This is a genomic window from Antarctobacter sp., from assembly GCF_034670325.1.
GTDB lineage: Bacteria > Pseudomonadota > Alphaproteobacteria > Rhodobacterales > Rhodobacteraceae > Antarctobacter.
Window position 1 is genome coordinate 43,376 of record NZ_JAXMNR010000010.1, and the last position, 26,805, is coordinate 70,180.

At 62.2% G+C, this 26,805-nt stretch carries 25 protein-coding genes; 17 read left to right on the forward strand and 8 right to left on the reverse strand.

What is annotated here, in order from left to right; translation table 11 throughout:
* Positions 1 to 152: 152 nt before the first annotated feature.
* The 8 genes from VOI21_RS20865 to VOI21_RS20900 all read left to right on the forward strand — a co-directional run bounded on the left by VOI21_RS20865 (position 153) and on the right by VOI21_RS20900 (position 8,113).
* On the forward strand, positions 153 to 1,082 hold the full coding sequence (locus VOI21_RS20865) for an ABC transporter permease subunit (protein WP_323771900.1): 930 nt from the start codon (positions 153 to 155) through the stop codon (positions 1,080 to 1,082).
* A complete protein-coding gene (locus tag VOI21_RS20870; protein ID WP_323771901.1) occupies positions 1,079 to 2,014 on the forward strand; it encodes an ABC transporter permease in 936 nt (311 codons plus the stop codon). Before VOI21_RS20865 ends, VOI21_RS20870 begins: the two co-directional genes overlap by 4 nt.
* Positions 2,011 to 2,964, forward strand: coding sequence for an oligopeptide/dipeptide ABC transporter ATP-binding protein (locus VOI21_RS20875; protein ID WP_323771902.1), 954 nt, complete (start codon positions 2,011 to 2,013; stop codon positions 2,962 to 2,964). Before VOI21_RS20870 ends, VOI21_RS20875 begins: the two co-directional genes overlap by 4 nt.
* Complete coding sequence (locus VOI21_RS20880) at positions 2,961 to 3,950, forward strand: oligopeptide/dipeptide ABC transporter ATP-binding protein (protein WP_323771903.1); 990 nt, start codon at positions 2,961 to 2,963, stop codon at positions 3,948 to 3,950. The genes VOI21_RS20875 and VOI21_RS20880 overlap by 4 nt, the downstream gene beginning before the upstream one ends.
* Positions 3,951 to 3,991: 41 nt before the next feature.
* Positions 3,992 to 4,831, forward strand: a complete 840-nt coding sequence (locus VOI21_RS20885) for a methyltransferase domain-containing protein (protein WP_323771998.1) — start codon at positions 3,992 to 3,994, stop codon at positions 4,829 to 4,831.
* A 321-nt stretch (positions 4,832 to 5,152) separates the two neighbouring features.
* Positions 5,153 to 6,190, forward strand: a complete 1,038-nt coding sequence (locus VOI21_RS20890) for a pyridoxal-phosphate dependent enzyme (protein WP_323771904.1) — start codon at positions 5,153 to 5,155, stop codon at positions 6,188 to 6,190.
* On the forward strand, positions 6,183 to 7,349 hold the full coding sequence (locus tag VOI21_RS20895) for a Xaa-Pro peptidase family protein (protein WP_323771905.1): 1,167 nt from the start codon (positions 6,183 to 6,185) through the stop codon (positions 7,347 to 7,349). The genes VOI21_RS20890 and VOI21_RS20895 overlap by 8 nt, the downstream gene beginning before the upstream one ends.
* Positions 7,346 to 8,113: an Asp/Glu racemase gene (locus VOI21_RS20900; RefSeq protein ID WP_323771906.1), complete on the forward strand. Its 768-nt coding sequence runs from the start codon at positions 7,346 to 7,348 to the stop codon at positions 8,111 to 8,113. The genes VOI21_RS20895 and VOI21_RS20900 overlap by 4 nt, the downstream gene beginning before the upstream one ends.
* A 156-nt stretch (positions 8,114 to 8,269) precedes the next feature.
* Here VOI21_RS20900 and VOI21_RS20905 read toward each other — a convergent pair whose 3' ends face one another.
* The 8 genes from VOI21_RS20905 to VOI21_RS20940 all read right to left on the reverse strand — a co-directional run bounded on the left by VOI21_RS20905 (position 8,270) and on the right by VOI21_RS20940 (position 16,446).
* Complete coding sequence (locus tag VOI21_RS20905) at positions 8,270 to 9,178, reverse strand: EamA family transporter (RefSeq protein WP_323771907.1); 909 nt, start codon at positions 9,176 to 9,178, stop codon at positions 8,270 to 8,272.
* Between the two features lie 18 nt (positions 9,179 to 9,196).
* Positions 9,197 to 9,340 carry a DUF1127 domain-containing protein gene (locus VOI21_RS20910; RefSeq protein ID WP_323771908.1) on the reverse strand — a complete coding sequence of 48 codons (144 nt, stop codon included), beginning with the start codon at positions 9,338 to 9,340 and terminating at the stop codon, positions 9,197 to 9,199.
* On the reverse strand, positions 9,337 to 9,960 hold the full coding sequence (gene wrbA / locus VOI21_RS20915) for an NAD(P)H:quinone oxidoreductase (protein ID WP_323771909.1): 624 nt from the start codon (positions 9,958 to 9,960) through the stop codon (positions 9,337 to 9,339). The genes VOI21_RS20910 and wrbA overlap by 4 nt, the downstream gene beginning before the upstream one ends.
* A 114-nt stretch (positions 9,961 to 10,074) precedes the next feature.
* Positions 10,075 to 11,070 carry a hypothetical protein gene (locus tag VOI21_RS20920; protein WP_323771910.1) on the reverse strand — a complete coding sequence of 332 codons (996 nt, stop codon included), beginning with the start codon at positions 11,068 to 11,070 and terminating at the stop codon, positions 10,075 to 10,077.
* Positions 11,071 to 11,187: 117 nt separating this feature from the next.
* A complete protein-coding gene (locus VOI21_RS20925; RefSeq protein WP_323771911.1) occupies positions 11,188 to 12,093 on the reverse strand; it encodes a LysR family transcriptional regulator in 906 nt (301 codons plus the stop codon).
* A 93-nt stretch (positions 12,094 to 12,186) separates the two neighbouring features.
* Positions 12,187 to 13,926 carry a DNRLRE domain-containing protein gene (locus tag VOI21_RS20930; RefSeq protein ID WP_323771912.1) on the reverse strand — a complete coding sequence of 580 codons (1,740 nt, stop codon included), beginning with the start codon at positions 13,924 to 13,926 and terminating at the stop codon, positions 12,187 to 12,189.
* On the reverse strand, positions 13,923 to 15,179 hold the full coding sequence (locus VOI21_RS20935) for a hypothetical protein (RefSeq protein ID WP_323771913.1): 1,257 nt from the start codon (positions 15,177 to 15,179) through the stop codon (positions 13,923 to 13,925). The genes VOI21_RS20930 and VOI21_RS20935 overlap by 4 nt, the downstream gene beginning before the upstream one ends.
* A 307-nt stretch (positions 15,180 to 15,486) precedes the next feature.
* Positions 15,487 to 16,446 (reverse strand): LysR family transcriptional regulator, encoded by a 960-nt coding sequence (locus VOI21_RS20940; protein WP_323771914.1) that lies wholly within the window; start codon positions 16,444 to 16,446, stop codon positions 15,487 to 15,489.
* A gap of 150 nt (positions 16,447 to 16,596) precedes the next feature.
* Between VOI21_RS20940 and VOI21_RS20945 the strand changes: the two genes are divergently transcribed.
* From VOI21_RS20945 to VOI21_RS20985, 9 genes are all read left to right on the forward strand, one after another.
* Positions 16,597 to 17,373 (forward strand): transporter substrate-binding domain-containing protein, encoded by a 777-nt coding sequence (locus VOI21_RS20945; protein WP_323771915.1) that lies wholly within the window; start codon positions 16,597 to 16,599, stop codon positions 17,371 to 17,373.
* A gap of 58 nt (positions 17,374 to 17,431) precedes the next feature.
* Complete coding sequence (locus tag VOI21_RS20950) at positions 17,432 to 18,223, forward strand: creatininase family protein (protein ID WP_323771916.1); 792 nt, start codon at positions 17,432 to 17,434, stop codon at positions 18,221 to 18,223.
* 12 nt (positions 18,224 to 18,235) lie between these two features.
* On the forward strand, positions 18,236 to 18,883 hold the full coding sequence (locus VOI21_RS20955) for an amino acid ABC transporter permease (protein WP_323771917.1): 648 nt from the start codon (positions 18,236 to 18,238) through the stop codon (positions 18,881 to 18,883).
* A gap of 30 nt (positions 18,884 to 18,913) precedes the next feature.
* Complete coding sequence (locus VOI21_RS20960; protein ID WP_323771918.1) at positions 18,914 to 19,570, forward strand: amino acid ABC transporter permease; 657 nt, start codon at positions 18,914 to 18,916, stop codon at positions 19,568 to 19,570.
* A gap of 15 nt (positions 19,571 to 19,585) precedes the next feature.
* A complete protein-coding gene (locus tag VOI21_RS20965) occupies positions 19,586 to 20,347 on the forward strand; it encodes an amino acid ABC transporter ATP-binding protein (protein WP_323771919.1) in 762 nt (253 codons plus the stop codon).
* A gap of 13 nt (positions 20,348 to 20,360) precedes the next feature.
* Positions 20,361 to 21,698, forward strand: coding sequence for an aspartate aminotransferase family protein (locus tag VOI21_RS20970; RefSeq protein WP_323771920.1), 1,338 nt, complete (start codon positions 20,361 to 20,363; stop codon positions 21,696 to 21,698).
* A 9-nt stretch (positions 21,699 to 21,707) separates the two neighbouring features.
* Positions 21,708 to 22,634, forward strand: coding sequence for a 3-keto-5-aminohexanoate cleavage protein (locus VOI21_RS20975; RefSeq protein WP_323771921.1), 927 nt, complete (start codon positions 21,708 to 21,710; stop codon positions 22,632 to 22,634).
* Between the two features lie 53 nt (positions 22,635 to 22,687).
* Positions 22,688 to 23,716, forward strand: coding sequence for a histone deacetylase family protein (locus VOI21_RS20980; protein WP_323771922.1), 1,029 nt, complete (start codon positions 22,688 to 22,690; stop codon positions 23,714 to 23,716).
* A gap of 220 nt (positions 23,717 to 23,936) precedes the next feature.
* Entirely contained in the window at positions 23,937 to 26,768 is a 2,832-nt protein-coding gene (locus VOI21_RS20985) for a PAS domain-containing protein (RefSeq protein WP_323771923.1), read from the forward strand.
* The last annotated feature ends 37 nt before the right edge of the window (positions 26,769 to 26,805 follow it).

Genomic DNA, 26,805 nt, shown 5'->3' on the forward strand with positions numbered 1-26,805 from the left:
GCACGACAGCGCCAATTGACGGCCCACCGCCCCGGACCTGATCCGGGGTCTCTGCCCTGTCGCCGATCCGGGGCCTTTTGCTGCTGGCAAGAGGTCCCGGGTCAGGCCCGGGACGGGGTTTCGCGCCCGACGCCCTTTGCACTGGACCCTTCATGTTCAACTACACCCTGCGCCGCATCCTGACGGTCGTTCCGACGCTGCTGGTGCTGATCATCTTTTCCTTTTACCTGATGCGGCTGGCCCCCGGCGGGCCATTCACCTCTGAGAAACCCTTGCCGCCCGCAGTTATGCAGAACGTGCTGGAACGCTACGGGATGGATCAGCCGCTGCATGTCCAGCTTTGGACCTACATCAAGAACATCGTCTTCCACTTTGATTTTGGCCCCAGCTTCAGCCAAAAGGACCGGACGGTGAACGACGTGATCGCCCAGGGCTTTCCGGTGACGCTGACCTATGGGTTCTGGTCAGCGGTCTTTGTGCTGGTGCTGGGCATCCCGCTGGGGATCGTCGCGGCGCTGCGGCACAACAGCTTCTGGGATTACACGATGACGGGCCTCGCCATCTTTTCCCAGATCTTTCCGAATTTCGTCCTCGCCCCGATCCTTGTGCTGCTGTTCACCCTGTCATGGGGATTGCTGCCCGGCGGTGGCTGGAACGGCGGGCAATGGGAATACATCGTCATGCCGGCGATTGCACTTGGGACGTCCTATATGGCCGGTGTTGCACGCCTGACGCGAGGCTCCTTGCTAGAGGTGTTGAACGCGCCCTTCATCCTGACCGCGCGGTCCAAGGGGCTACCGGAGCGCACCATCATCTGGCGGCACGCGCTGAAACCCGCGCTGCTGCCGACGCTGACCTACATGGGGCCGGTCTTTGTCTACATGATCACCGGTTCGGTTTTTATCGACGTCTTCTTTTCGACCGGCGGGATCGGGCAAGACTTTATCGACGGGGCCTATAGCCGCGATTATGCGATGCTGCTGGGCCTTGCGGTGCTGTACAGCCTGCTGACCTTCACGCTGAACCTATTGCTTGACCTCATGTACGCCTGGATCGACCCCAAGGTGCGGAGCAACCTGTGACAGACGCCAAGAAACGCCTGAATTCCCAAGAGTTCGCCCAAACCGTCGCCGAAGAGATGATCGTATCGCGGTCCTTCTGGGCCGACGCACGCCGCCGCTTTCTGGGCCACCGGCTGGCCGTGTTCTCGATCTTCATGCTGGTGGCGCTGTTGCTGTTTGCCGTCTTTGGCCACGCCTTTGCACAGTGGAGCTATGAAGAGATCGACTGGAACCTGCTTGGCCTGATCAAGACAGAGGGCGGGCCGAACTGGGAAAACGGCCACTACTTCGGCGTCGATGAACTGGGCCGTGATCTGTTCGCCCGCGTGGTACAAGGGTCGCGCACGTCGCTGATGGTGGGCTTTGTTGCCGGGCCTCTGGCGGTGCTGCTGGGGGCCACGCTGGGCGCGCTGGCGGGTTACTTTGGCGGGCGGCTGGACCAGATCATCGTCGGCTTTTACACGATCTGGATTTCCATTCCCTACATCATCTTCTTCGTCGTCTGGCAGGCCTTCTTTGGCCGCTCTCTGACGCAGATGATCATTGTGATCATCCTTGTGAACTGGACCGCCGGTCTGCTGATCGTGCGCGGTCAAGTCATGATGCTGAAGAACCGCGAGTTCGTCGATGCCGCCCGGATGCTGGGGATGAGCGATTTCGCCATCATCTTCAAACACCTTGCCCCCAATATCCTTTGGGTGATCGTGATCTATACCTCGATTGTCATCCCGGAGGTCATCATGGCCGAAAGCCTTGTGTCCTTTCTGGGCGTCGGCATTCAGGAACCGAACACCAGTTGGGGCGCGCTGATTTCCGAAGGGGCAAAGACCATGACGTTCGGCACCCTGTGGCAGTTGGGTTATCCCGCCGCCTTCTTTGTGATCGCTCAGGTGTCTCTATACTACATCGGCGACGGATTGCGCGACGCCCTCGACCCCAAGGATCGCCGATGACCCTGCTGTCCGTACAGAACCTCAAGATCCGTTTCCGCACCGGCGACGGCAAGATCCACGCAGTCAACGATGTCAGCTTTGACATGGCGCAGGGGCAGAAACTGGCGCTGGTGGGCGAAAGCGGATCGGGCAAAAGCCAGATCGCACTGGCCATCATGGGGCTGCTCGCCCGCAACGCCGAGGTCGAGGGCGACATCCTGTACAACGGGCGCAACCTGATCGGACTGCCCACCTCCGAATTGAACCGCCTGCGCGCCAAGGAAATCGCTCTGATTTTTCAGGATCCGATGAGTTCCCTGAACCCCTACATGACCATCGAACGCCAATTGGGTGAGGTGGTCACCCTGCATGAGGGAGCCAGCCGCAGCGACGCGCGCAAACGCGCGCTGGAGGTCATGGACGCGGTCAAGATCCCCGATGCCAAGAACCGGCTGAAGGCGTATCCGCATGAGTTCTCGGGCGGGATGCGGCAGCGGATCGTGATTGCCATGGCGCTGATCTGCAAACCGCGCCTGATCCTTGCGGATGAGCCGACCACCGCGTTGGACGTGACCGTTCAGGCGCAGATCATGGCGCTGCTGGACGACATCCAGCGCGACATGGGCACCGCCGTTCTGTTGATCACCCATGATCTGGGTGTGGTCGCCGGGTTCTGCGAGGATACCATGGTGCTATACGGTGGACGGATGATGGAGGCCGCGCCGACGCTGTCGATCTTTGACGCGCCCGGCCATCCCTACACGCGTGGCTTGCTGCGCGCCGTGCCGCGGATCACCGACGACGACGCTGAATTGTCGGCGATCCCCGGCAGCCCGCCGAACCAGACCGACGCCCCCACAGCCTGCCCTTTTGCGCCACGCTGTGTCGATGCAATTGCCGAATGCCACCGGACCCTGCCAACCCTGCAAGGCGGGCGCGCCTGTATCCGCCCGGTGGAGGACCTGACATGACCAACCCAATCCTCTCCGTCCGCGACCTGCACGTCACTTTCCCGCACCGTCAGGGGCAGCGGTTTCCGTGGTCCCCGCCCGGTCGCCTGCATGCGGTCAACGGTGTCAGCTTTGACCTGATGCCGGGCAAGGTGCTGGGCGTGGTCGGCGAATCCGGTTGCGGCAAATCCACCCTGATCCGCGCCATCGCCGGACTGGGTCCGCGCGACAGCGGCACCGTCACGCTGGAGGGCGCAGAGATCGACTATCGCCGCCGGGCCGAGATGCAGCGCCTGCGCCGTCGGATGCAGATGATTTTTCAGGATCCGATGGCCTCGCTCAACCCGCGCATGACGATCCGTGAGATCGTGGCCGAACCTCTGATCTACTTTTGCCCCGAGCTTTCGGCAAATGAGCGCCGGCAAAAAGTGGTCGAGATGCTGGACCGCGTCGGCATCCCGCAGCGCAACATGAACCGCTTTCCGCATGAGTTTTCCGGCGGTCAGTGCCAGCGCATCGGTATCGCTCGGGCGCTGATTGCGCGCCCTCAGATCCTGCTGTGCGATGAGCCGGTCTCGGCCTTGGACGTGTCGATTCAGGCGCAGGTGATCAACCTGCTCAAGGATTTGCAGGCCGAAATGGGTCTCACGCTGATCTTTGTCGCCCATGATCTGGGTGTGGTGCGCCACATCTCGGACGACATTCTGGTGATGTACATGGGCGGCATGATGGAAATGGCCCCGGCGCGCGACCTCGTCCACGATCCGCGCCACCCCTATACGCAGGCTTTGCTGTCAGCGGTGCCGGTGCCAGACCCGCGCGTTCGCACGCAGCCGCAGATTCTGACCGGCGATTTGCCCAGCCCGATGAATCTGCCCAAGGGCTGCCTGTTTCAGTCGCGATGCCCCAAACGTATCCCCGATTGCGCCCATATCCGACCGCCGTTGGTGACACGCAACGGTCGACAGGTTGCCTGCCTGCTGGAGGAGCAGACAGAAACGGCCTGAGATAACGGCCTGCCTGCGCGCGTGGGCGTATCACAAAAGCGCTGTTCGCGTTAGACTGCCCCCAACGGGGGCATTTCATGACCGATCTGTATCTAAGCATTTCCGAACAACCGGAGGCCGTCCTTGACGCCATCGCCGCGTCGATGGACGACCGGGCCAAAGATCCAGCCATGCAGGAAATCTGCGCCAGTTACATGGGGCGACTGCCGGGACCGGGCGCTCGGGTGCTGGAAATCGGGTGCGGGAACGGGGCCAGTACCGAGGCGCTGTTGCAAGCCACCTCTCCCGCCCATTTGACCGGCGTCGACCCCTCTGAGGGACTATTGGTCCGTGCGCGCGCCCGCTTTCACGGTCGGGACGGCCTGCGTTTTGCCACCGGGGACGCCGCGGACACTCGGCAGTCGGACGCGGTTTTCGATCTGGTGGTCGCGCATACGGTCTACTCTCATCTCCCTGATCCTGCGGCGGCACTGGCAGAGGCGTTTCGCGTGTTGAAACCCGGCGGCACGCTGGCCGTCTTTGACGGGGACTATGCCACAAACACCGTCGCGCTGTTTGACGGCGACCCGCTACAGGCGGCGATGACGGCGACGCAGCGCAACTTGATCCACGATTGCTATATCATGCGCCGACTGCCCGCATTAATGGAGGATGCGGGGTTTCATCCGCCGCAGTGCACCGCACATGGTTTTGTCCAGACGCAGCGGGCGGATTATCTCCGGTCACTGATTTCGCGCGGCGTTAACGCCGCCGCCAAGGCCGCAGAGATCGGGCAAAACCTGTCAGAGGCGTTTCAGACCGAAGCCACGCGGCGCATCACCAACGGCACGTTTTTCGGGGCGATTCTGTTCATCAGCGCGGTCGCGACAAAGCCCGCCTGAGGCGAAACGGGCTTGAATTCGCCAACGGTTCACCAGTCATTTTGCCTGCGTCATGCGACCAATCCTTTAGGATCTTATCCTTGGTCGCCGGGCAGAGACCGATGATGGCGGGACCGCGGCCTTCAGATCTATCGCGCCGCGCGTGGCCCATTCCGTCCGGCCAACCACATTGGCGCAACGGACACCGAAAAAGGCAGGGCAAAGCGCCCGTATGCCGCGCAGGTCGAATTCAGCCCCAAGACTGCCGGTGACGTGGTTTGCGCGCCCTTTCTAATGCGCCTACGCTCGGCGGGTCATCCCATTGTCACCGGAGGCCGCCCCATGCCCGAGAGTTTTCCCAACCCCATCCGGGGCACCGGCCTTCTGACGGACTGGCCGATGCCCAAGGACGATCCGGCGCCGGTCGCAACCCTGCTGGAGCAGTGCCCGAAACATGGCGTGACACCGCTGCGATCCGCACCCGATCTGGCGCAGGCCTGTGGCGTGGCGGCCCTGCATATCAAGGACGAAAGCGGACGCATGGGCCTGGGCAGTTTCAAGGCGCTTGGCGCAGCATATGCGATTGCCAAGGACGCCAGTGCCAACGGGGCCGAACACGCCGCACCGGGCCAGACCTATGTCGCGGCCAGCGCGGGAAACCACGGCCTGTCTGTGGCGGCCGGGGCAGCGGTCTTTGGCGCGCGCGCCGTGATCTATCTGGCCCAGACGGTACCCGAGGCCTTTGCCGAACGGCTCCGCGCCAAGGGGGCCGAGGTCGTCCGCGCAGGTGCCACCTATGAGGACAGCATGGAGGCCGCGCAACAGGCCGCTGCGGACAACGGCTGGACTCTGTTGTCCGACAGTTCATGGCAGGGCTACATCGACCCGCCGCTGGCGGTGATGGAGGGATATTTGCAACTGGCCGGTGAGGCCGTTGCGCAAATGCCCGCCCCGCCAAGCCATATCCTGTTGCAGGCGGGCGTGGGCGGCATGGCCGCCGCACTGGCTGCGCATTTCCGCGCCGCCTGGGGCGACGAACCGCAGATCATCGTGGTCGAACCAGAGGCCGCCCCCGCGTTGATCGAAAGCATCCGCGCCGGACAGGCGGTGACCGCCCCCGGCCCGGTGTCCTGCATGGGGCGGCTGGATTGCAAAACGCCGTCGATGATCGCGCTTGCGGGCCTGTCCCGCGACGCCGACAGCTTTGTGACCATCTCCGAGGACGAGGCGCACGCAGGCGTCGCCCTGCTGGACCGGCACGGCTTTGCCACCACGCCCTCTGGCGGGGCGGGGCTGGCCGCGCTGATCGCCGGATTGCCCGGGATCGGACCACAGGCGCGGGTGTTGGCGGTGCTGAGCGAAGGGCCCGAAGATGGCTGACGCGCGACCCGGTTTTGGCACAGGCGAATACGCGCGCCGCTGGCAGGCGATGCAGGCGCGCATGGCCGACGCGGGACAGGACGCGTTGCTGCTGACCTCGCCCGCCGATGTGTTCTACCTCACCGGATTTCTGACCCGGTTCTGGGAAAGCCCCGCACGACCGTGGTTCGTGATCTTGCCGCACACCGGTGCGCCGGTGGCGGTCATCCCCGAGATTGGCGCGCCTTTGATGGCAGAATGTCATGTGGGCGACATCCTGACATGGCCCGCGCCGGACCCGGTGGATGACGGCATCGGTCTGCTGACCGACACGTTGGCCGGTCTGGTCCCCGAACATGGCCGCATCGGTCTGCCAATGGGATTGGAGACCAGCCTGCGGATGCCGCTGGGCGACTACTTGCGCTTGAGTGCCGCCTTGGCACCGCGCGCCTTTGTCGATGCCACCGACACCGTGCAACGGGTGCGTGAAATCAAGTCAGAGCAGGAGATCGCCGCAATCCGCACCATCTGCGCCATCGCCGGGCGTGCCTTTGATGCCGTGCCGACCATCGTCGCCAGCGACCGGCGGCTGGACACCGTGTTCCGGCACTTTCAGGCCGCCCTGCTGGAGGCCGGTGCGGATTGGGTCAGCTATACTGCTGGCGGCGCGGGTCCGGGCGGCTATGGCGATGTGATCTCTCCGGCGCAGCCGATCCCGTTGCAGCGCGGCGATATCCTGATGCTGGACACCGGCGCGGTGAAGGCAGGGTACTTCTGCGATTTCGACCGCAACTTTGCCATCGGCCCGCCGTCCGGTGCTGCCCGCCGGGCGCAGGCGGCGCTGTATGAGGCAACGGAACAGGCGCTGGCGCACCTGCGGCCCGGCATGACCGCTCGCGATGCGCACCGTCTGCTGACAGAAAGTCTGACCGCGCAGGGGGCCACCCCCTGTGGCGGGCGGCTGGGGCACGGGTTGGGCGTGACGCTGACCGAATGGCCCTCGTTCACCGACCGCGACACCACCGTCTTGCGCGAAAACATGGTCCTGACGCTAGAGCCATCGGTCGAGATCGCGCCGGGCAAGATCATGGTACACGAAGAAAACATCGTCCTGCGCGCCGACGGTCCGGAATTGCTGTCGCCCCGCGCCCCCTGCGCGTTGCCGGAGATCGAGATATGAGCAACTTTCCCTATGATTTGTCGGCCCCCGGAGCGCCCGTCATGGGCCTGATCGTCCTGCAGACGGATGAAACGATCGAGGGCGACATTCTTCGGCTGTTCGGTGACAGCGCCGTCAGAATCTATGTCAGCCGCGTACGCGCGGGGGCCGCCGTGACGCCCGCGATGATTGCGCAGATGGCGCTGGACCTGCCAGAGGCCGCGTCGATGCTGCCGCAGAGTCCGCGCTATGCGGCGGTCGGCTATGGCTGCACCTCTGGCACAACGCTGATCGGCGTCGACCAGGTGGCGGAGCTGATCCGGTCGGGCCGCCGGACCGATGCGGTCTGCGATCCGCTCAGCGCGGCGCGGTCGGTTTGCGCACACCTGGGTATTTGCAGACTGGGGCTGGTGTCCCCCTACCGGGCGGATGTGGCGCAGCCGGTCAGCGACGCCTTTGAAACCGACGATTTGCGGGTGACGCGCGCCGTCCATTTCGGCGAAGAGGTGGAGGCAAATGTGGCGCGCATCACCGCCGACAGTGTGATGGCCGCCGCGCGTGAGGTCGCCCGCCAAGGCGATGTGGACGGGATCTTTCTGTCCTGCACCAACCTGCGGACCCTCGATGTGATCGGACCGCTTGAGCGGGAATTGGGCCTGCCGGTCTTTGGCAGCAACCTTGCCTTGGCATGGTCCATGGCGCGGGCCGCCGGGCTGGAGAGTGCCTTGAACGGTGATTTCTCCTTGCTCCGGTTTCAACGTCCAGAGGTGCTCGTCTCAGGATAGATGGCGAAGACCCATCACAAGCGCGGCCAAGGTGCCGGGCGACGTTTTCGTCGCCCGGCACCGGTCCCTGGACCGAATAATGCAGGGACAAGGGAACAACAGATGGGCCAGCCGATCTGCGATGAACGCCACGGCATCGCGCGGCCCCTCACCGCGTCACCCGTTTCTGCATGTCGCCACACGGCCAAGGGACACCGATTCCAGTGATCTTGCGGCGCCCGGACGATTGGCAAACTGACCGGCAAGGACCGATCCCAGCACAATCACCGCCCCGGCCAACTGGACAACCGTCAGCGCCTGACCCAACCAAAGCCAGCCCAGAATGACGGCTGCCACCGGGCTCATCATGCCCAGCATGGACACCGCCCCCGGCTCCAGCCTTGCAACGCCGCGAAACCACAGCCAATAGGTCGCCGCCGCGCCAATCAGGCCAAGCCATGCCAGACCGGCAACATTGAGCATGGTCAGCGCCGGCAATGGCGGCTCCAGCAACAGCGCAAGGGGCACAAGGATCAGTCCTCCGGCGGTCAATTGCCACGCGGTAAAACTCAGCGCCGGGACCGGCGGCTGCCACTTGCGGGTGAGCACCGTGCCCGCCGCCATAGAGGCCGCCCCGCCCAGTCCGGCGGCCACACCCAATGGATCAAGCGACGCATCCGGCCCCAGCAACAACAGCGCCACCCCCGCAATACCGCAGGCCGCTGCGATCACCGCACCCGCGCGGATAGGCGTGCCCAGCCAGCCGCGCGCCATGCCGATCACCATCATCGCCTGCAACGCGCCCAGCGTCGCCGCCACACCCCCGGGCAGGCGATAGGCCGCCACGAACAGCAGCACCCAGAACAGCGCAAAGTTCAATGCGCCCAGCGCAAAGGTCCGCCCCAGCCACGCGCGCGGCGGCAGGCAGCGCGTCACGGCCAGCAACAGCAGGCCAGCGGGCAGTGCGCGCAGCATGGCAAGGGTCACCGGATGGCCGGGCGGCAGAGCCTCGGTCGTGACCAGATAGGTGCTGCCCCAGATGGCCGGGGCAAGCGCTGTAAGAACGATATCCGTCGTGCGGGTCATGTCGGGTCTCCTGTCAGGTCACCAAAGGTGCGGGTGCGGAACACGCGGCGGCGTCGGATCCGGATTCAAACCAATGTCGCGCAGAAGGTGGTCGGACATGCCGTGCAACTGCCTGCGGGCGGTCCGGGGCGACGGGTTTCCGGGCTTTGCGAACAGGGTCATGCCGCCGCCTCCCGCGCCGCACCCGCCGCCATGCGCGCCGCGATCCGCGCCACATGCGCGCCCTGAAACCGCGCGCCCTCAAGGTCTGTCGCCGTGGGCATCAAGGAACCGTCCGCCCCGGCGATGGTCCCAGCCCCGTAGGGCGTGCCACCCAGAATACCCTCGGCAGAGGTCTGCCCGGCAAAGGTGTAGGGCAGCCCGGCGATCAGCATTCCGAAATGCATCAGCGGGATATGCGCGGAGAGCAAAACCGCCTCATGCCCGCCGTGCTGCGATCCGGTCGAGGCAAAGACCGCCCCCACCTTGCCGACCAGCGCGTTGCTGGCCCAAAGTCCGCCTGCCTGATCAAGGAACTGTTTCATCTGCGCCGCCATCAGGCCGAACCGGGTTGGGGTGCCAAAGATGATGCCGTCATAGGCCGTCATATCCGCCGGGGCCGCGACCGGGGTCGCATCCGCGACATAGCCCGCCGAGTGGCGCACCGGCTCTGGCACCGTTTCAGGCACGCGGCGAATATCGACATGGGTGCCGGGCACGCTCAACGCGCCCTCAGCCTCGGCGCGGGCCAGATCGCGGACGTGGCCGTAGCTGGAATAGTAAAGAACAAGAATGCGGGTCATGGGATCTTTCCTGCGTTGCATTGCGATATGCAGAAGATCGGTCAGACGGGGGCCGGGAATAACCGGCCCGTTCTCAAGTCATTCTTTACGCTGGTTGAAGAATGCACGCCCCGGTTAGCGTTTGATGTACCAGACCAGAGCGGTCTCATACCCTGCGGATTCAAGCAGATCCTTTTTCGAGGTCCACGCCGCGGGACAGACGACAAGCGCCGTATCGTTCTGCCGTTTGGCCAACGCCCCTTCTGCCGCAGCAAACAGATCTGACGCGCCGGTTCCGGAACCGTCAAGGCGGGTCGGATCATGCAGGTCTGTATGGTGAAAGTCGTCGATGAACCCGGTCGCGGCAATGTCATGCGCGGGCGGGAAATGCAGGGCCGTCGCGGGTTGTGAGATGACATAGCCCTCAACCTCTCCTTCCGGGTCGGCCACGAACATGTCGCGATCCGGCAACGTCAGGCTGCGGACCATCCAGTTGCCAAACCGGGTATCCGCGTCGGGATGGGGTTTCCAGAAAGTATTCAGGTCCAACAGGATCTGCCTGTGATCTGCGCTGAGGCCCACAATCGCGGTCACATCCGCATCGGACGCCTTGCGCACGGACGTCACGGCGGGGGCATCCCGCAGACCAGACCGCGCCAGATACAGCGTCAGCGAGTCATAGGCGCGTGCCTGATAGTCCTGCGCCCAGTCGCCACCGACGACAGACGACGCCACAAGAACCTTTGCCCCGGCGCCGACAAGGTCGGCCTCTGCCGCATCCAGCAACACAGACCGCGTGCCATCCGGCGCGTCGTCGGACACAAAGCTGTCTTCCATGATCAACCCCGGCGCCCCGAATTCACCCGCGTAGATCGGCGGCACCGGCAACAGGATCGTGTGGATCACCCCAACCACAGCGCCATCCGCCTCGGCCAAGAGCCATTGTTGGCGAAACGGCGGGTTTTCACTCTCCATCGCTCTTTTGATGGCCGAGACGATTTGGTCGCGGGCGTCGGCCTTCAGTTTCCACAAAATGGGATCGGCGACCTGCCTTTGCTCTGCATCGCGCAGCAGCAGATCAGCCAGAATGTCCAGATCGACAAGAGTGGCTGGGCGCACTGACGGGGTCATGGGTATGCTCCTTGGGTATACGTTCGTATAGCCCTAAGCCAAGATCGCCCGAACCGCCATAACCGTGACCCGCAAACTTTGGGCGACCGCGACCACCACCGGCGTCCATTCAAATGATCAGGGACGGCCACCTGTCTTGTCGCCCATCGCCTTTTGCAGATGTTCAAGAAAGGCATTCACCCGCGCATCCATGCCCAGACGTGAGGCGGTGACGGCAAAGACTTCTGGCCCCGGCAATTCATAGTCCGGCAGGACAGGCACCAGCAACCCGCGCGCTTCGGGATCGTCAGAGACGAAGTCTGGCAGGGTGCCAATCCCCTGCCCTGCGATCAGCAGATCCCGCAGGACAAGGCTGTTGCCGACACGGACCGCCGGGTCGATATCCAGCACCGTGTCACCTTTGGGGCCGGTCAGGGTCCAGCGTGTCAGGTGGTCGGCCATCATGAACCCCAGCAATCGGTGCCGGGTCAAATCCGCAGGCCCTTGCGGCATTCCGGCCCGGTCCAGATAGGACCGGGCCGCAAATATCCGTTGCCGCACGTGACCGATACGTCGCACGATCAGCGCCGAATCCGGCAAGGTCGGGCGAATGCGGATCGACAGGTCGAACCCGCCCTCGACCATGTCCACCACCCGGTCGTCGAGCGACATGGTAAAGCGCAGATCGGGAAATTGCTCCAGAAAGCCGGGCAGCATGGGGGCAATCACCATCTGGCCAAAGGACGAGGGCACATTGATCCTCAGGTGGCCGCGCACGCTGCCAACCCCGGCGCGGATGCGGTCCTCGACCTCACCGACCGCGCGCAGCAGCGCGCGCGATTCCTCGTAATAGTGCCGCCCCTGTTCGGTCAGCGACATCGACCGCGTGGAGCGCGTCAGCAGCAGGCAACCAAGGCTTTCCTCCAGCAGCTTGACCTCGCGGCTAAGCAGCGCCGAGGACACGCCCAGATCCTCTGCCGCCCGGACAAAGCTGCCCCGCTCGACGATCCGGCAATAGGCGTTCATGACGGATAGCTTGTCCATCCCGGCGCTCCGTTGGCGGGCGATGGCCCACGTCGATGACAATGGCGCGCAGAATGCCACATCCTGCCCGGATGCCAAGGGCAGAGAGGCCGGTCAGGGGTCGTAAAACACCGGAACCGGCAGGCCGAATTGTTCGACCCAATTCAACCAGTAGACATCCGTTGGCCCGATCACGTGATCCACCACGCGCCAACCGCCGGGATCATGATAGAGCAGCGCAAAGATGGTCTCGGACAACATGCCATGCGCCCAGGCATTGGCGAAGGGTGTCTTGCTCCAATCCACCTTGCTGCCATCGGGCAACAGCGGCGTGGCCTCCAGAAAGGCCCATGCACCGTCGCTGCGCAGGCGTGCGACGTCAAAGACCAGCGCCGTGCCGATCTCGGCGGACACCGGCCCGCGCACCGCGTCGATGATCGCCTTGCGCTCTGCCGATCCGCGCGCCGGTTCATCATAGGCCTCTGGCGCGGCCGAGGCCGGAACCGGGGCCCATATCTGTTTGCCATCCATGACAACACGCGCCGCCTCGGGTGCCGACAGCGTGAGCGTCCGCAGCGTGCCCGTCACTCGAAAGCCGTCAATGCCATTCCCGACCCGGCCCATGACCCGATCGCCAAGGATCCGGTCGTCACCTGTCGCGGTCGCCACAAACCCCTCTAATGGTCCGTCAACCTGACGGATGTCACCGTCAAATTCCAGCTCATAGTCGGTCACCGCATCCCCCGAGATGGTTCCGTCGATCACCACCCAGTGCGAAGGTTCCGCCGTAACCACCTGTTCCGGCGCGCCCGCATCCGCATAGAGCACCAGAACCGGCCGTTTGTCCGGGTCCGGGTGTTCACGCGCATAGAAACCGTACATCGCCTCGGGTGTGTCCGGTCCCGGACGCCCCAGCGTGCCCAGCATCAGTCCCCGATTGGGCAGACCAGAGGCCCAGCCCTGAACCAGCGACGTAACATCCAGTTTGATCAGACGTTCTGGCGGGCGCGGCAGGTCCAGCCGGACCACGGGGCGCGGGTCAAAGGCCGGTTGGTGTTCCCATGTTGTCTCGCCCACCCGCGCGGGGGTGGCGGGCTGGTAGGTGCCGCGCCCTTCTTGCCACGCCTCGACGACCCGAAAGACACCCAAAGGCTGCGCGGTATCCCCGGACGTGTGATAATGATAGAGGCGCAACTCGGCCCGGCGCACCTTGGCCAGATCAACGCCTGACAGGTCAAAGATCAGGAAACTGCGCTTTTCCCCCCCCGCCGGATGCCAGCCCGCCCCCAGCACATGATAGCGACCCCAATTCGCGCGGTTCCAGCCCTGCCAGTTGTAGGCATAGACATGTGTGTCACCAGAGGGCGGCAAAACGATGGGCGGGGCGGCATCCCCCGCTGGCGGATTGTCCAGCCCCGCAAAGACCCAGGACGCCAGATAGTCCGCGCCGGTGATCTCATCATTGACATAAGCCGTGATGGCGGCGGTCGGCACATGCATGGAAAACAACGGTGACGCCAGATCATAGCCAGTGACATGAACCGTATCGGTCCAGTGGGCGGCGGCCCCAGCCGTCAGCAGAACCAGCGCCAGCTTGCCCACCACCTCATCCTCGGCCACATCGGCAAAGCCCAGCGCGATGTGCACGGTCCGGTCCTCGACGACAACCGACGCGCCGCCCAGACCAAGGTCATTGGCAAGATAGCCGGTCAGGAAATCCTCTGTCCCGGCGGCGTCCAAGACGGGCTGCGACAGGGCGGCACCCGCGCTCAACCCCAGCGCAAGCAGCCCGCCCAACAGGCGCATCCCGCAGGCGCGCCAGACAGCCACAGTGGTCATGCGTATACCGGTCATTCGATCAGCCCCCTGATGTCATCCTCGTCCGGCAAACAACCGTGTTCGGCGACGAACTTCGTCAACCCGATGTGGTCCCAGACCTGCGCGTAATATGTCTTGAGGTCGGCCTTTTCTGCGGGCGTCATCTCGGTGACGCCGGGCAGCGGGCTGCCGGTCAGCCGTTTGTACCAATTGTTCGCCGCGTCAGCGACCTGCGCATGGGCGGTGGCCGGTGAGGTCGCCACGTCGATCAGCATCGCCAGCGCGTTGATGTTGTCCCGCCCCGTGGCATGATTGCGCCGCCACTGGTCCAGATTGGGTGCGCCCGGCTTCCCCGACTGAATCCACTGAGCATCCTTCCAGACGGCATAAAGCTTGGTCACGCTCTGGATCGAGAACTTGGTGAAATCGCGTTTGGGGGGCAGTTCCTTGGCCAGCGCCTTGAGCGCCGCCGCCTGCGGGTCACCTGCCGGAGGGATAAACCCGTCAGGAAAGAACCCGCTGATCAGCCCGCGCGCGATGTCCTTTTGAAACAACCTGCTGGCACTGGACGAAGACCGGATTGGCAACACCAAGGCAAAACGCCCATCGGCATCCGTTTGCCCTACGTCGATGGCGCGATAATCCAATACGCCGTCCTCGACCTTCCACAGGACCGCCTTGATCACCTGATGACTGGCGGGGCCCTCGTAAAAGGTGGTCTGCCACGTCGCCCGCCCCGATATCTGCGCGCGGCTGAAATCGAATACCTCCTTGCGCCCGCTGAACACGACGACCTGCGATTTCGCGAAGTCCGCCGCCTGCGGCATGAACAGCGTGATCTTGTAGAAAACGCCCGTCCTGAGCCCCATGACATCCGACGGCGTCTTGCTCGGTGTCAGGTTGAGGCACCAGACCTGCCAGCGGTCGAAGCGGGCGTATTTCACCGGGTCAACGTCATCTTCGGTGGCCATGAAAAAGGCCGTGCCATCCGGTTTGAAATACATCGCCTCAAAGGCCAGTTTGGCCGCATGAGCGGCCTGAGACAGTTCGACCAGCCGGTCGGCGTCATCGGCGGTCATGGCCCTTTGGGATCGCAGTGTCCGGAGATCGCCGACCTCTGCCTCAAGAACATCCCAGGTCCGCCGCGCGTCGCACAATCGTAGCTCAAACTCGGTCGGGACGAAATCCTGTGCCTGGGCGGCGGGTGTCAGCCAGAACAGAGCCAATGCGGCAGCACGGATCAGCACGCCCGCCAACCCGATGTCCTTTGTCCGATACAGTCGTCGCATGTCTCGCCCCGCTTCGCTGGCGCAGGTGTCCCCGGCGGTTCCCGTTTGCGGCGGGCAGGCCACATGGGCCGGGGACAAGGCTGCGGTTTCGATGCGGACCAGATTGCGTGCAGACGCCCCCCATTGCCTTGACCTGCGTCAACCGGCCATCAGGTCGACGGTCTCAGGCGCGTGGCACCTGAAATGCCATTGCCTGATCCGGGTGCGTGGCATTTGTCCCGCCAGAGGTGGGCGTCAAGACCATGACGGCTTTCCATTGGCAGACCACCATGCCCGCCCTTCAAATCCGATTGGACCGTACAGGCGATCAGGCGTGATACGTGCGCTCGGTGAGCGGGACAGAATCCATTTCGTCGTGCAACATTTCAAGCAAGGCCATCTCGGCACGGTTCATGCTGCGCTTTGCGTTGGTCAGCACATGAATATCGACCGCAGGCAGCGCGGTATAAGGCGGCACCTGCCACAACAGACCGGTCTGCACGTCCTTGCTGGCGATATGCACCGGCAAGGCCCCGATCCCGATATTGGCCACGATCATGCGGCGCACTTCGGGCAAGTTGGACGACAGGCCCTTGGGATCTGACCGCATCCCCAGACGCCTGCGCCATTGCGCGACCCCGGACAATGACCCCTCCAGTTCATCGGTTTGAAAGGACACCGCGTCTTCGTCCCTGAGTTCGGCATGGTCGATCGACTCGCGGCCATACAACCGGTGCGAGGGTCCGCAGTAAAAGCCGAAAAACTCGCGATAGAGCACACGCGCCTCCAGCCCGACGGGATCCTGTTGCAACAGGCAGACCCCAAAGGTGACGCGGTTTTGTTGCAGATGCGCAATCACATCCTCACTGTCCATGGTCGAGATCGTATAGCTCACCCTTGGGTACTGCGCGTTGAAGCGCGCCAGAACCGAATCGAAATGGGTCGACACCACGTGACTGGCCACCGCGATGCTGATCTGGCCGGTTACTTCCTCTTCCAGACCTCCCATCAGATCCGGCAGTTGCGCGACCGCGCCGAAAATCGTGCTTGCCTCGGCATACAGCACCCGCCCCCAGGGCGTGACGCTGAAATGCTTGGGCGACCGATTGACCAATTTGCGACCCATGATGTCTTCGAGCCGTTTCAGCGCCGCGCTGATTGTCGGCTGTTTGAGGCCCAGAAAATGCGCGGCAGGCGTGATGCCGCCCTCATCCACCACAACCATGAAAGTGCGCAGCAGATTCCAATCCAGATTCCACGGAAAGCGTTGCGCGTAGGGCTTAAGCATAGATCAAAACTATCTTAGGGATTGCACTTATCTATTTGCCCTATGATGCAACGCGGCGCAACCTGTGAGTCACTGTGTCTTTGGACCGCGCTTCGCCGTGCGCGGTCCAAAAAACGAAAAAACAACAGGGAACCAGACATGAAAAAATCAATGAACATCCTCCGTCGCAGCGTCCTGATGGGCGGCGTCGCCATGATGGGCCTGAGCGTTGCCCCGATGGCCGCCAGCGCCGATGAACTGGCCGAGATCAAAGAGCGTGGCGTTCTGAGCATCGCCATGAGCGGGCAGTATCCGCCGTTCAACTTCGTCAACGAACAGAACGAGGTTGTCGGATTTGACCCCGCCATCGGCACCGAAATCGCCAAACGCATGGGGCTGGAGGTCAAGATCGTCACCACCGCATGGGACGGGATCATCGGCGGCCTGCTGGCCAGCAAATACGACGCGGTCGTCGGCTCCATGTCGATCACCGAAGAGCGCGACAAGGTGATCGATTTCGTCGGCCCCTACTACAACACCAAACGAGCTATCTTTACCAAGGCAGGCTCTGACATCACGACCGTCGAACAGCTGGACGATGCCAAGGTCGGCGTGACGCTGGGTGAAACCCATGAACAATGGGCCCGCGATCAGGGCTATGACATCAAGACCTACAAGGGTCTGCCAGAGCTGCTGCTGGAACTGGACAATGGCCGGGTCGATGCCATCGTGAACGACTCGATCCCGGTGCTGCTGGCGATGAAGGCCGGTCAATACGATCTGGCCATGGTCAACGACCCCGCAGCCGAACCCATCGGCGCAGGCATCGCCATCCGTGAAGGCAACCCGGATCTGGCCGCCGCCATGCAGGCCGCGCTGGATTCGATGATGGAGGACGGCACCTATCTGGCCATCGCCAACGAATGGGTTGGCGGCGACATCCGCTGAATTGCCACGCCTGCCGGGACAATCTCGGCAGGCCCCTTCTTTTGCGGAACCTGCCCACATGACAACAACCTATGGCCATCTGACATGGGAAGACGTGCGCGATGCCGACAAGGATCGCGTGGTGATCCTGAACGTCTCGGCAACCGAAGATCACGGCCCGCACATGCCGCTGGACACCGACACGGTGCTGGGCATGGCCGTGGCCGAAGGCGTGGCCCGCGCCGCCCCCGATGAGGTGTTTGTGATGCCGCCCGTGCCCTACGGGTTCAACGAACACCACAAGGACTTTCCCGGTGTGATCTGGATTCAGCCCGAAACGCTGATTGCCTTTGTCACCGACATCACCAAATCGCTGGCCCACCACGGGTTCCGCCGCATCCTGCTGCTGAACTCGCACGGATCGAACCATCCTTGCCTTGACCTTGCCGCGCGCAAGACGGTGATCGAGACCGGCATCATCTGCGTCTCTGCCTCATACTGGAACCTGATGTCGGCGCGGATCAACGAGGTGCGCAAATCCGACATCGGCGGCATCGCCCATGCCGGAGAGTTCGAGGCCGCGATGTACATGCATCTGCACCCCGAGCGCGTGCATATCGAAAAATCGGCGACGCAGAATCTGCACAACCCGGACAGCAAGTTCTTCAACCTTGATCTGGCGGGCGGCGGCGGCGGCGCGATGCTGATGCGCTGGTGGTCCGAGGTGTCGCCCGACGGCACCATGGGAGACCCGACGGTGGCCGACGCCGAGACCGGCAAGAAATTCCTCGATGCCGCGATCGAAGAAACCACCGCCCTGATCCGCGAAATCCGCGCGTTGCCGATCCTGCCGCGCCATGACCATCATTGAAAGGCGGCCGACTTGGACACGGAACTGATCCTGCGCGTCTACCCCTTCTTTCTGGAAGCGGCCTGGGTGACGATACAACTGTCGGTCCTGACCGCTGTTCTGGGCCTGACCTGTGGCGCACTCGGCGCGGCGGCGCGGCTGTCGCGTCTGGCGGTCTTTCGATGGATCGCGGCGGTCTATGTGAGCGTCATCCGGGGCACACCCGCGCTGATTCAGGTGTTTATCTTGTATTTCGGCGGACCGCAGGTGGGCATCCAGCTGGATTCCTTTGCCGCCGGCACCATCGCGCTGGGGGTGAACATCGGTGCCTACATGACTGAAACCATTCGCGGTGCCATCGTGTCAGTCGACAAGGGCCAGACCGAGGCCGCCCGCACGCTGGGCATGAGCCGATGGCAGGCGATGCGCAAGGTGGTCCTGCCACAGGCCGCGCGCCTGATGATCCGCCCCCTTGGCGTCAACATCAACGCACTGATCAAAGGCACGGCGCTGGTCGCCCCGATCTCGGTGGTGGAACTGACCTACACCGCGCAACGCTTTATCGGATCGACCTACAAGCCCTTTGAGATGTTCCTGCTTTCGGGGGTTCTGTACATGCTGATCATTTACACCGTGGGTCAGGGCATCAACTGGCTCGACCGTCGGGCGCGCATCACATGACCGTTGCAGACAGCACGACAGGGGGCCGCCATGGGTCTTGATTTCACCGTAGTGCCCGGTTTTTTCGGGGCGCTCCTGATGGGGGCCGGATGGACCGTCGCCATCACGATCTGCGCTGGACTGCTCAGCTTTTTCGGCGGCATCGTCTTTGCGGTTGTCGCGCTCTATGGCCATTGGTCGCTGCGCTGGCCGTTCCGCGCCTTTGCCTTCCTGTTCATGGGCACGCCGCTGCTGTTGCAACTGTTCTTGATCTATTTCGGTCTGATCCAGATCGGCATCGACCTGCCTGCCTTTGTCGCCGGGGTGGTCGGGCTGGGCCTGCACTTTGCGGTTTATAACTCCGAACTGATTCAGGCCTCGATCCTTGCGGTGGACAAGGGCCAGTATGAGGGCGCGCGCACGCTGGGCCTGTCGCGCGGACAGACCCTGCGCAAGGTGGTAATCCCGCAGGCGGTCCGCGCCGTGGTGCCGCCGATGGGCAATAACATGATCGCGCTCTTGAAGGATTCCGCGCTGGTGTCGGTGATCGGGGTGATGGAACTGACCCTTGCTGCGCAACAGGCGATCAGCCGCACCTATCGCCCGTTCGAGTTCTACCTCGCCGCCGCCTTTTGCTATTACATCGTCAACCTCGCGCTGGAGGCGGGATTGCGCCGTCTGGAACGCCGCATCGCCGCCTCGCGCTGAGAAAGGAACGCCTCCATGACCGATCAGGCCTTTGTCACCATCAAGAACGCCGCCAAAAGCTATGGCACGCTTGAGGTCCTCAAGGACATCAACCTGACCGTCGAGCGCGGCCAGATCGTCGCCATCATCGGTCCGTCCGGCTCTGGCAAATCGACCCTGTTGCGCGCCATCAATGAACTGGACCCCCTGACCTCGGGCGAGGTCTGGCTGGAAGACGTACAGATCAACAAGAAGCTGCCGCATCGCCAGTATGAGGCCCACGTCAATCAGGTGCGTCAGGACATCGGCATGGTGTTCCAGCACTTCAACCTGTTCCCGCACCTGACGGTGCGCGGCAACATCACGCTGGCGCCCCGGATGCTCAAAGGTCTGTCAGAGGCCGACGCCAACAAGCTGGCAGAAGAACAACTGGCCAAGGTGGGTCTGTCGGAAAAGATCGACGAATACCCCTCACGCCTGTCGGGGGGGCAAAAACAGCGCGTCGCCATCGCCCGCGCCTTGGCGATGAAACCCAAGGTGATGCTGTTCGATGAGGCGACCTCGGCGCTGGACCCCGAACTGGTCGAAGAGGTCAATCTGGTCATGAAGCAACTGGCCGAAGAACACATGACCATGATCATCGTCACCCATGAGATGGATTTCGCGGCTTCCGTCTGTGACCGCGTCCTGTTCATGGATCAGGGTGTTGTGGTCGAAGAAGGCCCGCCCTCGGTCATCTTCCACGCCCCCGAAAACGAACGCACCCGCAATTTCCTGCGCAAGCACCTTAGTCGCTGAAAGCTCGACAGACATGACCAACCTGTTCTACCAGACGAAATCCCCCCGCCCCACGCTCGACCGGGCGGAAGGTATCTATATGTGGGACACTGACGGCAAACGCTATATCGACGGCTCAAGCGGCGCGATGGTCAGCAATATCGGCCATTCCAACCCCGCCGTGCTGGCCGCGATGCGCGACCAGATGGACAAATCCACCTTTGGCTATCGGCTTCACTTTCAGACCGAAAACTCTGAGAAACTGGCCGCCAAGACGGCGGCGCTGGCACCGGAAGGACTGAACAAGGTGTTCTTTGTCTCCGGCGGCTCAGAGGCGGTGGAAAGCACGCTGAAAATGGCCCGGCAATACGCGCTGACCCAGGGCCAGCCGCAGCGGTTCAAGGTCATCTCGCGCTATCCCAGCTATCATGGCTGCACGCTGGGCGCGCTGGCGATCACCGGCTATGCGCCGATGACCGCGCCCTTTGATCCGATGATGATGCGGATGCCCAAGGTCCCTGCCCCGCGCGCTTATCTGGACGGGCTGGACCCGACCGACCAGGCCACCGGGTATCACTATGCCAACATGCTGGAGGCCAAGATCCTTGAGGAAGGCCCCGACACCGTGCTGGCCTTTATCGTCGAACCTGTCGGCGGCGCCTCGACCGGGGCGCTGGTGCCCCCCACCGGGTACATGCAGCGTGTCCGCGAGATTTGTACCCAATACGGCGTGCTGCTGATCCACGATGAGGTCATGACCGGCGGTGGACGCACCGGGAGGTTCTTCGGGGCCGAACACTGGGACGTGACACCTGACTTGATCTCGCTCTCCAAGGGATTCGGCGGCGGTTATGTCCCCTTGGGCGCGATGATCGCGCGCGACGATATTGTCGAGGCGGTGATGGGTGCGGGTGGCTTCATCCACGGCTTTACCTATGCCGGCAACCCGCTGGCCTGTGCGGCGGGTTGCGCGGTGCTGGACCAGATCGCAGACAACGACCTGACCGGCAATGCCGCGCGCATGGGCGACGCACTGGCCGACCGGCTGCGCGGGTTGATGCAGCGGTATCCGCTAATCGGTGACGTCCGTGGCAAAGGCTTGCTGATGGCGTTTGAGTTGATGGCAGACCGCGCCACCAAGGCCCCCCTGCCCGCCAATCTGAACGCGCACGCGCGGCTGGTCGATATCGCCTATGACAACGGGTTGATCATCTATTCGCGGCGCACCCGCGGCGGCACCTCTGGCGATCACTTCCTTGTTTGCCCACCAATGATCGTCGATGAGGCGCAACTGGACGATATCACCGACCGGCTGGATCGGTCACTGGCCAGCTACATGGCCGAAATCCCCAAATTTTCCGGCGCGGCGTAAGGAACACTCATGTCCAAGATCATCATCACATGCGCCATCACCGGGTCGATTCACACGCCCTCGATGTCACCTCACCTGCCGATCACGGCACAACAGATCACCGACAACGCAATCGGTGCCGCCGACGCAGGGGCCACGATCCTGCATCTGCACGCCCGCGACCCGGAGGATGGCCGCCCTTCGGCCGACCCCGCGCATTTCATGGCCTTTCTGCCGCAGATCAAACAACGCTGCGACGCAGTACTGAACATCTCGACCGGAGGCAGCGCGACGATGGCGCTTGAAGACCGGCTTGCCGCGCCCAAACGCGCTGAACCCGAGATGTGTTCGCTCAACATGGGCACCATGAACTTTGCGCTCTTCCCCGCGATCGACAAGATCACCGACTGGAAATACGACTGGGAAAGGCCGTTCCTTGCGGACTCAGAGGATCTGGTGTTCAAGAACACCCCCCGCGACATGGCCTATATCCTTCAGGAACTGGGCGAAAAGCGCGGCGCACGGTTCGAGTTCGAGTGTTACGATCTCAGCCACCTCTACATGCTGAAGCACTTTGTGGATCGCGGGCTGGTGCGCGGACCGCTGTTCATCCAGTTTGTCTTTGGCGTGCTGGGCGGCATGGGGACCGACCCGGAAAACCTGACCCATATGAAGATGATCGCCGACAAGCTGTTCGGAGACAGCTACACGTTTTCCGTTCTGGCCGCCGGACGACACCAGATGCCGCTGGTCACGATGGCCGCCATTCTGGGGGGCCACGTCCGGGTCGGGCTGGAGGACAGCCTGATGATTTCGCGCGGTGTGCTGGCGAAGAACAACGCCGAACAGGTGACCAAGATCCGCCGCATCGTCGAGGATCTGGGCCGCACCATCGCCACGGCGGACGAGGCGCGCGAGATGCTGCACCTCAAAGGCGCGGACCGCACCGCAATTTAGCGAGCCAAACCACCCCTGTCCCGAACTGCCCACAGACCTCTGAAAGAGCCGACATGAAAGCCATCTTTGACGACCGCCAATGGAAACACCAGCCGCGCCATTTCATGGCCAATGGTGCCATCCTGCCCAACCCGGAACAGGCAGAGCGGATCGACCGGCTGCTGGCCGGCGCACAGGCCGCCGGTTGCAGTGTCGAGGCACCCATCGACGCGGGTCTGGGGCCGATTGCGGCGCTGCATTCGCCCGAGTACCTGACCTTTCTGGAAAACATCCACACCCGCTGGCGACGGATCGAGGGTGCGGGCGAAGAGGTCATTCCCAACATCCATCCCGCCAACCGCGCCGACAGCTATCCCAAATCCGCCGTCGGTCAGGCGGGCTATCATCAGGCCGACACCGCCTGCCCGATTGCCGAAGGGACGTGGCAGGCCGCCTATTGGTCCGCGCAAAGCGCCATCACCGGGGCCGACCTGATCCTTGGCGGTGAGACATCCGCCTACGTCCTGTCGCGCCCTCCCGGCCACCATGCCTTTGGCGATCTCGCCGGTGGTTTTTGCTTTCTGAACAATTCGGGCATCGCGGCAGAGCGGTTGCGCGCGCAGGGCCTGCGCCCCGCCATTCTGGACGTGGACGTGCATCACGGCAACGGCACGCAAGGCATATTCTATGATCGCAGTGACGTGCTGACCGTGTCGATCCATGCCGACCCGGAGCGGTTCTACCCCTTCTTCTGGGGGCAAGCCCATGAGCGCGGCACGGGTCCGGGTCTGGGCTATAACCTGAACCTGCCGCTTGCGCGTGGCACACCGGACGACGCCTATCTTGCAACGCTCGATGTGGCGCTCCAGCGGATCAGGGCATTTGGTGCGGATGTGGTTGTCGTCGCGCTGGGGCTGGATGCCTTTGTCGACGATCCGTTCAAGGGCCTGGCCGTCACCACCAGCGGATTTGGCCGAATTGGCGCGGCGATTGCCGGGCTGAACCTGCCTTGCCTCTTTGTGCAGGAGGGCGGCTATCTGTGTGACGAACTCAGCGACAACCTGACCGCCGTTCTGACCGGCCATCAAGAATACTGCGCCTAGGCGCATGACCCCAATAATTCAGTCTGCGTCGTAAAGGCTGACCTGCTGACGAATGCGGGCCATTCGTGCTCAACGCCAGCGTCTTTCGCACAACGGCACGCGCTGGACGCGCTGGACGCGCTGCGGAAAACAGTTTTTGCGCGACAGCGCGACCCACTTTTGCGATGAAGGTTCCCACAGACGCGGAGTGAGAAATCAGTTTATGTCCCAAGTCCCCCCCATGTCCGACTCCGGCTTTGACCAGATTCTTCGGGACTTGCTGACAAAAAGGGAATTCAGTGACCTCGGTTTTGAAGACGCACTTTTGTTCTTCTGCAAGACCGTGTCCGACGCACTGCGCGTCTCCCGCGTCGGTATCTGGCTTTTGAATGAGTCGAAGGACGCCCTCATCGGCAAATTGATGTGGGACCGCGAAACAGGTGCCACCGCACCGGGGGACGATCTTACCGCTGAAAACGCGGCCACATATCTCAAGGCGGTTGTTCAGGACTTGGTGGTCGTCATTAACGACGCCCTGACCGATCCTCGTTGCGTCGAACTGGCCCAAGACTACCTTCCCAACTCAAATGTGCGCGCATTGCTGGATTGTCCGCTGCGAACCTTCGGCGGGTTGGCGGGCGTCGTCTGTATCGAAAACACCGGCCAGCCAAGACTGTGGAGCGCCGAAGAAATCAGCTTTGCCACGGCCGTTGCGGGCCTGATTTCCCTTACGATCGAACACAACGAACGTGTCATCGCGGAAAAAGCCGCACGCGATCTTGAGGACCGCCTAAAGCTCTATACCGATCTTGCAACCGACTGGTTCTGGGAGACAGATACCACGTTCAGGTTTGAGCGGCTGCACGGAAGTCGCGCGTTGGACGGCCAAATGCCTGCCGACTATGTTGGCCGAAAGCTGTGGGAGGTTCCGATCCTGACCCCCTTGGCGGGAACATGGGATGGCTTGAAAAAACGCGTAGCAGAGCGGAAACGCATTTTCGATTTTGTGGTGTCAGCCAGGGATTCAGAGGGAAATCTCCATTCCGCCGAGATTGCCGGGGTTCCGACCTTCGACGAGGACGGAAACTTTTGTGGCTACTGGGGAACAGCCAAGGACGTCACGCAACGCGTTCAACATGAACTGGACCTTGCCGCCAGCGAACAGAAATACAAAAACGCAGCACGACTGGCAAAACTGGCCAGTTGGACCTGGGACAAGATAGATGAAAAATGCACCTATTGTTCGCCAGAGCTGGCGGACATATTCGGAGTCTCCGTAGAGGAATTTCTTCGGCGGTCTTCCAGTTGGGAGGAAGACCTGAACTGGTATCACCCGGATGACCGGGAAATGTATGCCGAAGTATCTGCAAAAGCGACAAAGAATAAAACGGGTTATGACATCATCGTTCGGGTCGTTCTGGACGATGGGTCCGTCCGCACACTGCATGAGACAACAGAGCCTATAGTCGACTCGGCAGGAACGCTTGTTGCAATCTCAGGTGTTCTTCTTGACATAACGGACAAAGCCGACCTGCAAGATCGACTAAAAACCCAAGAAGAACGGCTGAAGAGTATCATCGACAATATATCCGGGGCCGCTTACCGGGTTAAATATGATAAGAATTTCACAAGCGTGTATCATAGCGGTGGCTATCTAAACCTCTTTGTCGATCCCGAAGCCACGTCAACCGGCTGGCCAAATGATCAGAATCTCCCAACCTTGAATATGGATGACGCGGACCGCCGTCGAATTGAAAAATCTCTCCGTCGTGCTGTCATACACAATCAACCTTACGCCATAGAATACCCTGTGATTCTGAAGGACGGGTCCGAAAAGTGGGTTTCCGATCGAGGTCGACCAGTCAAGACGCTTGATGGCAACATCGAACTGGAAGGCATCATGATTGATGCGACCGAAAAGCACGCGGCCCAAGAAGCATTGGCACATGGGCAAAGGCTCGAGGCGATTGGCAAACTGACCGGCGGTATCGCCCATGATTTCAACAACTTGCTGGCCGTTATATTGGGCAACTTGGAGCTCTTGCGTGACGAAATAGACGTGCCGGACCAGATTGACCTGATAGACTCCGGAATCGTCGCCGTACGTCGAGGCGCCGATCTGACCAGAAACATGCTGGCATTCGCAAGAAAATCCCGGCTGAATCTGGAGGTATTGGATCTCAACGATCTGGCCGGAAAGGCCAAGAACTGGATCGGGCGAACGTTGCCGGCAAATATCTCTGTCGAAACGTCGCTTTTGGCGGGATTGTGGAAAATAGAGGCCGATGCCAGTTCGACGGAAAGCGCGTTCCTGAATCTTGTCCTCAACGCCCGGGATGCGATGCCAAATGGCGGAAAGATGACCATTGAGACGTCTAATGTTCGAATAGACGAGGACTATATTGAAAGCCGCTTTGAGGACATGGAACCGGGCCGCTATGTCATGCTTGCGGTCAGCGATAATGGACAGGGCATTCCGGAAGACATTCTGGAAGATATCTTTGAACCGTTCTTTACCACCAAACCGCCCGGCTCCGGTTCCGGGCTTGGTCTTTCCATGATCTTGGGTTTCATGAAGCAATCCGGCGGCAGCGTCAGGGTCTATTCCGAACCCGGCGTTGGAACCACGTTCAAACTTTATTTCAAGGCCCTGACCTCTGATGTCTCGAAACAGGTCGATCCGGAAATCATTTTGCCGGTGTCGCGCGGTCTTGCCCGGATACTTGTTGTGGAGGATGACACCGGGGTTCTTGCTGTGCTGCAATCCACCCTTACCAAAGCCGGTTATGACATCCAAACCGCAAGTTCAGGGGACCTTGCGCGCGACATTTTTGAAGCTGACCAGAATTTCGATCTCCTGCTCACCGACATTGTGATGCCCGGTGCCCTGCAGGGCACCTCGCTTGCCAAAACCCTGCGCGCCTTGCGTCCCGACCTGAAAGTGATCTTCATGTCTGGCTACGCCAGCGAAGCGACCGTTCATGGAAACGGTTTGCGCCCCGAAGACATCCGACTGATGAAGCCGATCGGGAGAAGTGTTCTGATCCAAGCCATCGAAAAGGCGCTGGACTGACCGTCCGCCCCCGCTGGGCCGGGCCTCCCACGGAGGC

What these genes read in the sequence shown, in the direction of transcription:
- VOI21_RS20975 (WP_323771921.1), top strand. Translation starts at nt 21,708, where the DNA reads ATGTCCAAGATCATCATCACATGCGCCATCACCGGGTCGATTCACACG.
- VOI21_RS20980 (WP_323771922.1), top strand. Translation starts at nt 22,688, where the DNA reads ATGAAAGCCATCTTTGACGACCGCCAATGGAAACACCAGCCGCGCCAT.
- VOI21_RS20865 (WP_323771900.1), top strand. Translation starts at nt 153, where the DNA reads ATGTTCAACTACACCCTGCGCCGCATCCTGACGGTCGTTCCGACGCTG.
- VOI21_RS20945 (WP_323771915.1), top strand. Translation starts at nt 16,597, where the DNA reads ATGAACATCCTCCGTCGCAGCGTCCTGATGGGCGGCGTCGCCATGATG.
- VOI21_RS20965 (WP_323771919.1), top strand. Translation starts at nt 19,586, where the DNA reads ATGACCGATCAGGCCTTTGTCACCATCAAGAACGCCGCCAAAAGCTAT.
- VOI21_RS20925 (WP_323771911.1), bottom strand. Translation starts at nt 12,093, where the DNA reads ATGGACAAGCTATCCGTCATGAACGCCTATTGCCGGATCGTCGAGCGG.
- VOI21_RS20905 (WP_323771907.1), bottom strand. Translation starts at nt 9,178, where the DNA reads ATGACCCGCACGACGGATATCGTTCTTACAGCGCTTGCCCCGGCCATC.
- VOI21_RS20890 (WP_323771904.1), top strand. Translation starts at nt 5,153, where the DNA reads ATGCCCGAGAGTTTTCCCAACCCCATCCGGGGCACCGGCCTTCTGACG.
- VOI21_RS20960 (WP_323771918.1), top strand. Translation starts at nt 18,914, where the DNA reads ATGGGTCTTGATTTCACCGTAGTGCCCGGTTTTTTCGGGGCGCTCCTG.
- VOI21_RS20935 (WP_323771913.1), bottom strand. Translation starts at nt 15,179, where the DNA reads ATGCGACGACTGTATCGGACAAAGGACATCGGGTTGGCGGGCGTGCTG.
- VOI21_RS20920 (WP_323771910.1), bottom strand. Translation starts at nt 11,070, where the DNA reads ATGACCCCGTCAGTGCGCCCAGCCACTCTTGTCGATCTGGACATTCTG.
- VOI21_RS20910 (WP_323771908.1), bottom strand. Translation starts at nt 9,340, where the DNA reads ATGACCCTGTTCGCAAAGCCCGGAAACCCGTCGCCCCGGACCGCCCGC.
- VOI21_RS20930 (WP_323771912.1), bottom strand. Translation starts at nt 13,926, where the DNA reads ATGACCGGTATACGCATGACCACTGTGGCTGTCTGGCGCGCCTGCGGG.
- VOI21_RS20875 (WP_323771902.1), top strand. Translation starts at nt 2,011, where the DNA reads ATGACCCTGCTGTCCGTACAGAACCTCAAGATCCGTTTCCGCACCGGC.
- VOI21_RS20985 (WP_323771923.1), top strand. Translation starts at nt 23,937, where the DNA reads ATGTCCGACTCCGGCTTTGACCAGATTCTTCGGGACTTGCTGACAAAA.
- wrbA (WP_323771909.1), bottom strand. Translation starts at nt 9,960, where the DNA reads ATGACCCGCATTCTTGTTCTTTACTATTCCAGCTACGGCCACGTCCGC.
- VOI21_RS20970 (WP_323771920.1), top strand. Translation starts at nt 20,361, where the DNA reads ATGACCAACCTGTTCTACCAGACGAAATCCCCCCGCCCCACGCTCGAC.
- VOI21_RS20950 (WP_323771916.1), top strand. Translation starts at nt 17,432, where the DNA reads ATGACAACAACCTATGGCCATCTGACATGGGAAGACGTGCGCGATGCC.
- VOI21_RS20895 (WP_323771905.1), top strand. Translation starts at nt 6,183, where the DNA reads ATGGCTGACGCGCGACCCGGTTTTGGCACAGGCGAATACGCGCGCCGC.
- VOI21_RS20900 (WP_323771906.1), top strand. Translation starts at nt 7,346, where the DNA reads ATGAGCAACTTTCCCTATGATTTGTCGGCCCCCGGAGCGCCCGTCATG.
- VOI21_RS20880 (WP_323771903.1), top strand. Translation starts at nt 2,961, where the DNA reads ATGACCAACCCAATCCTCTCCGTCCGCGACCTGCACGTCACTTTCCCG.
- VOI21_RS20940 (WP_323771914.1), bottom strand. Translation starts at nt 16,446, where the DNA reads ATGCTTAAGCCCTACGCGCAACGCTTTCCGTGGAATCTGGATTGGAAT.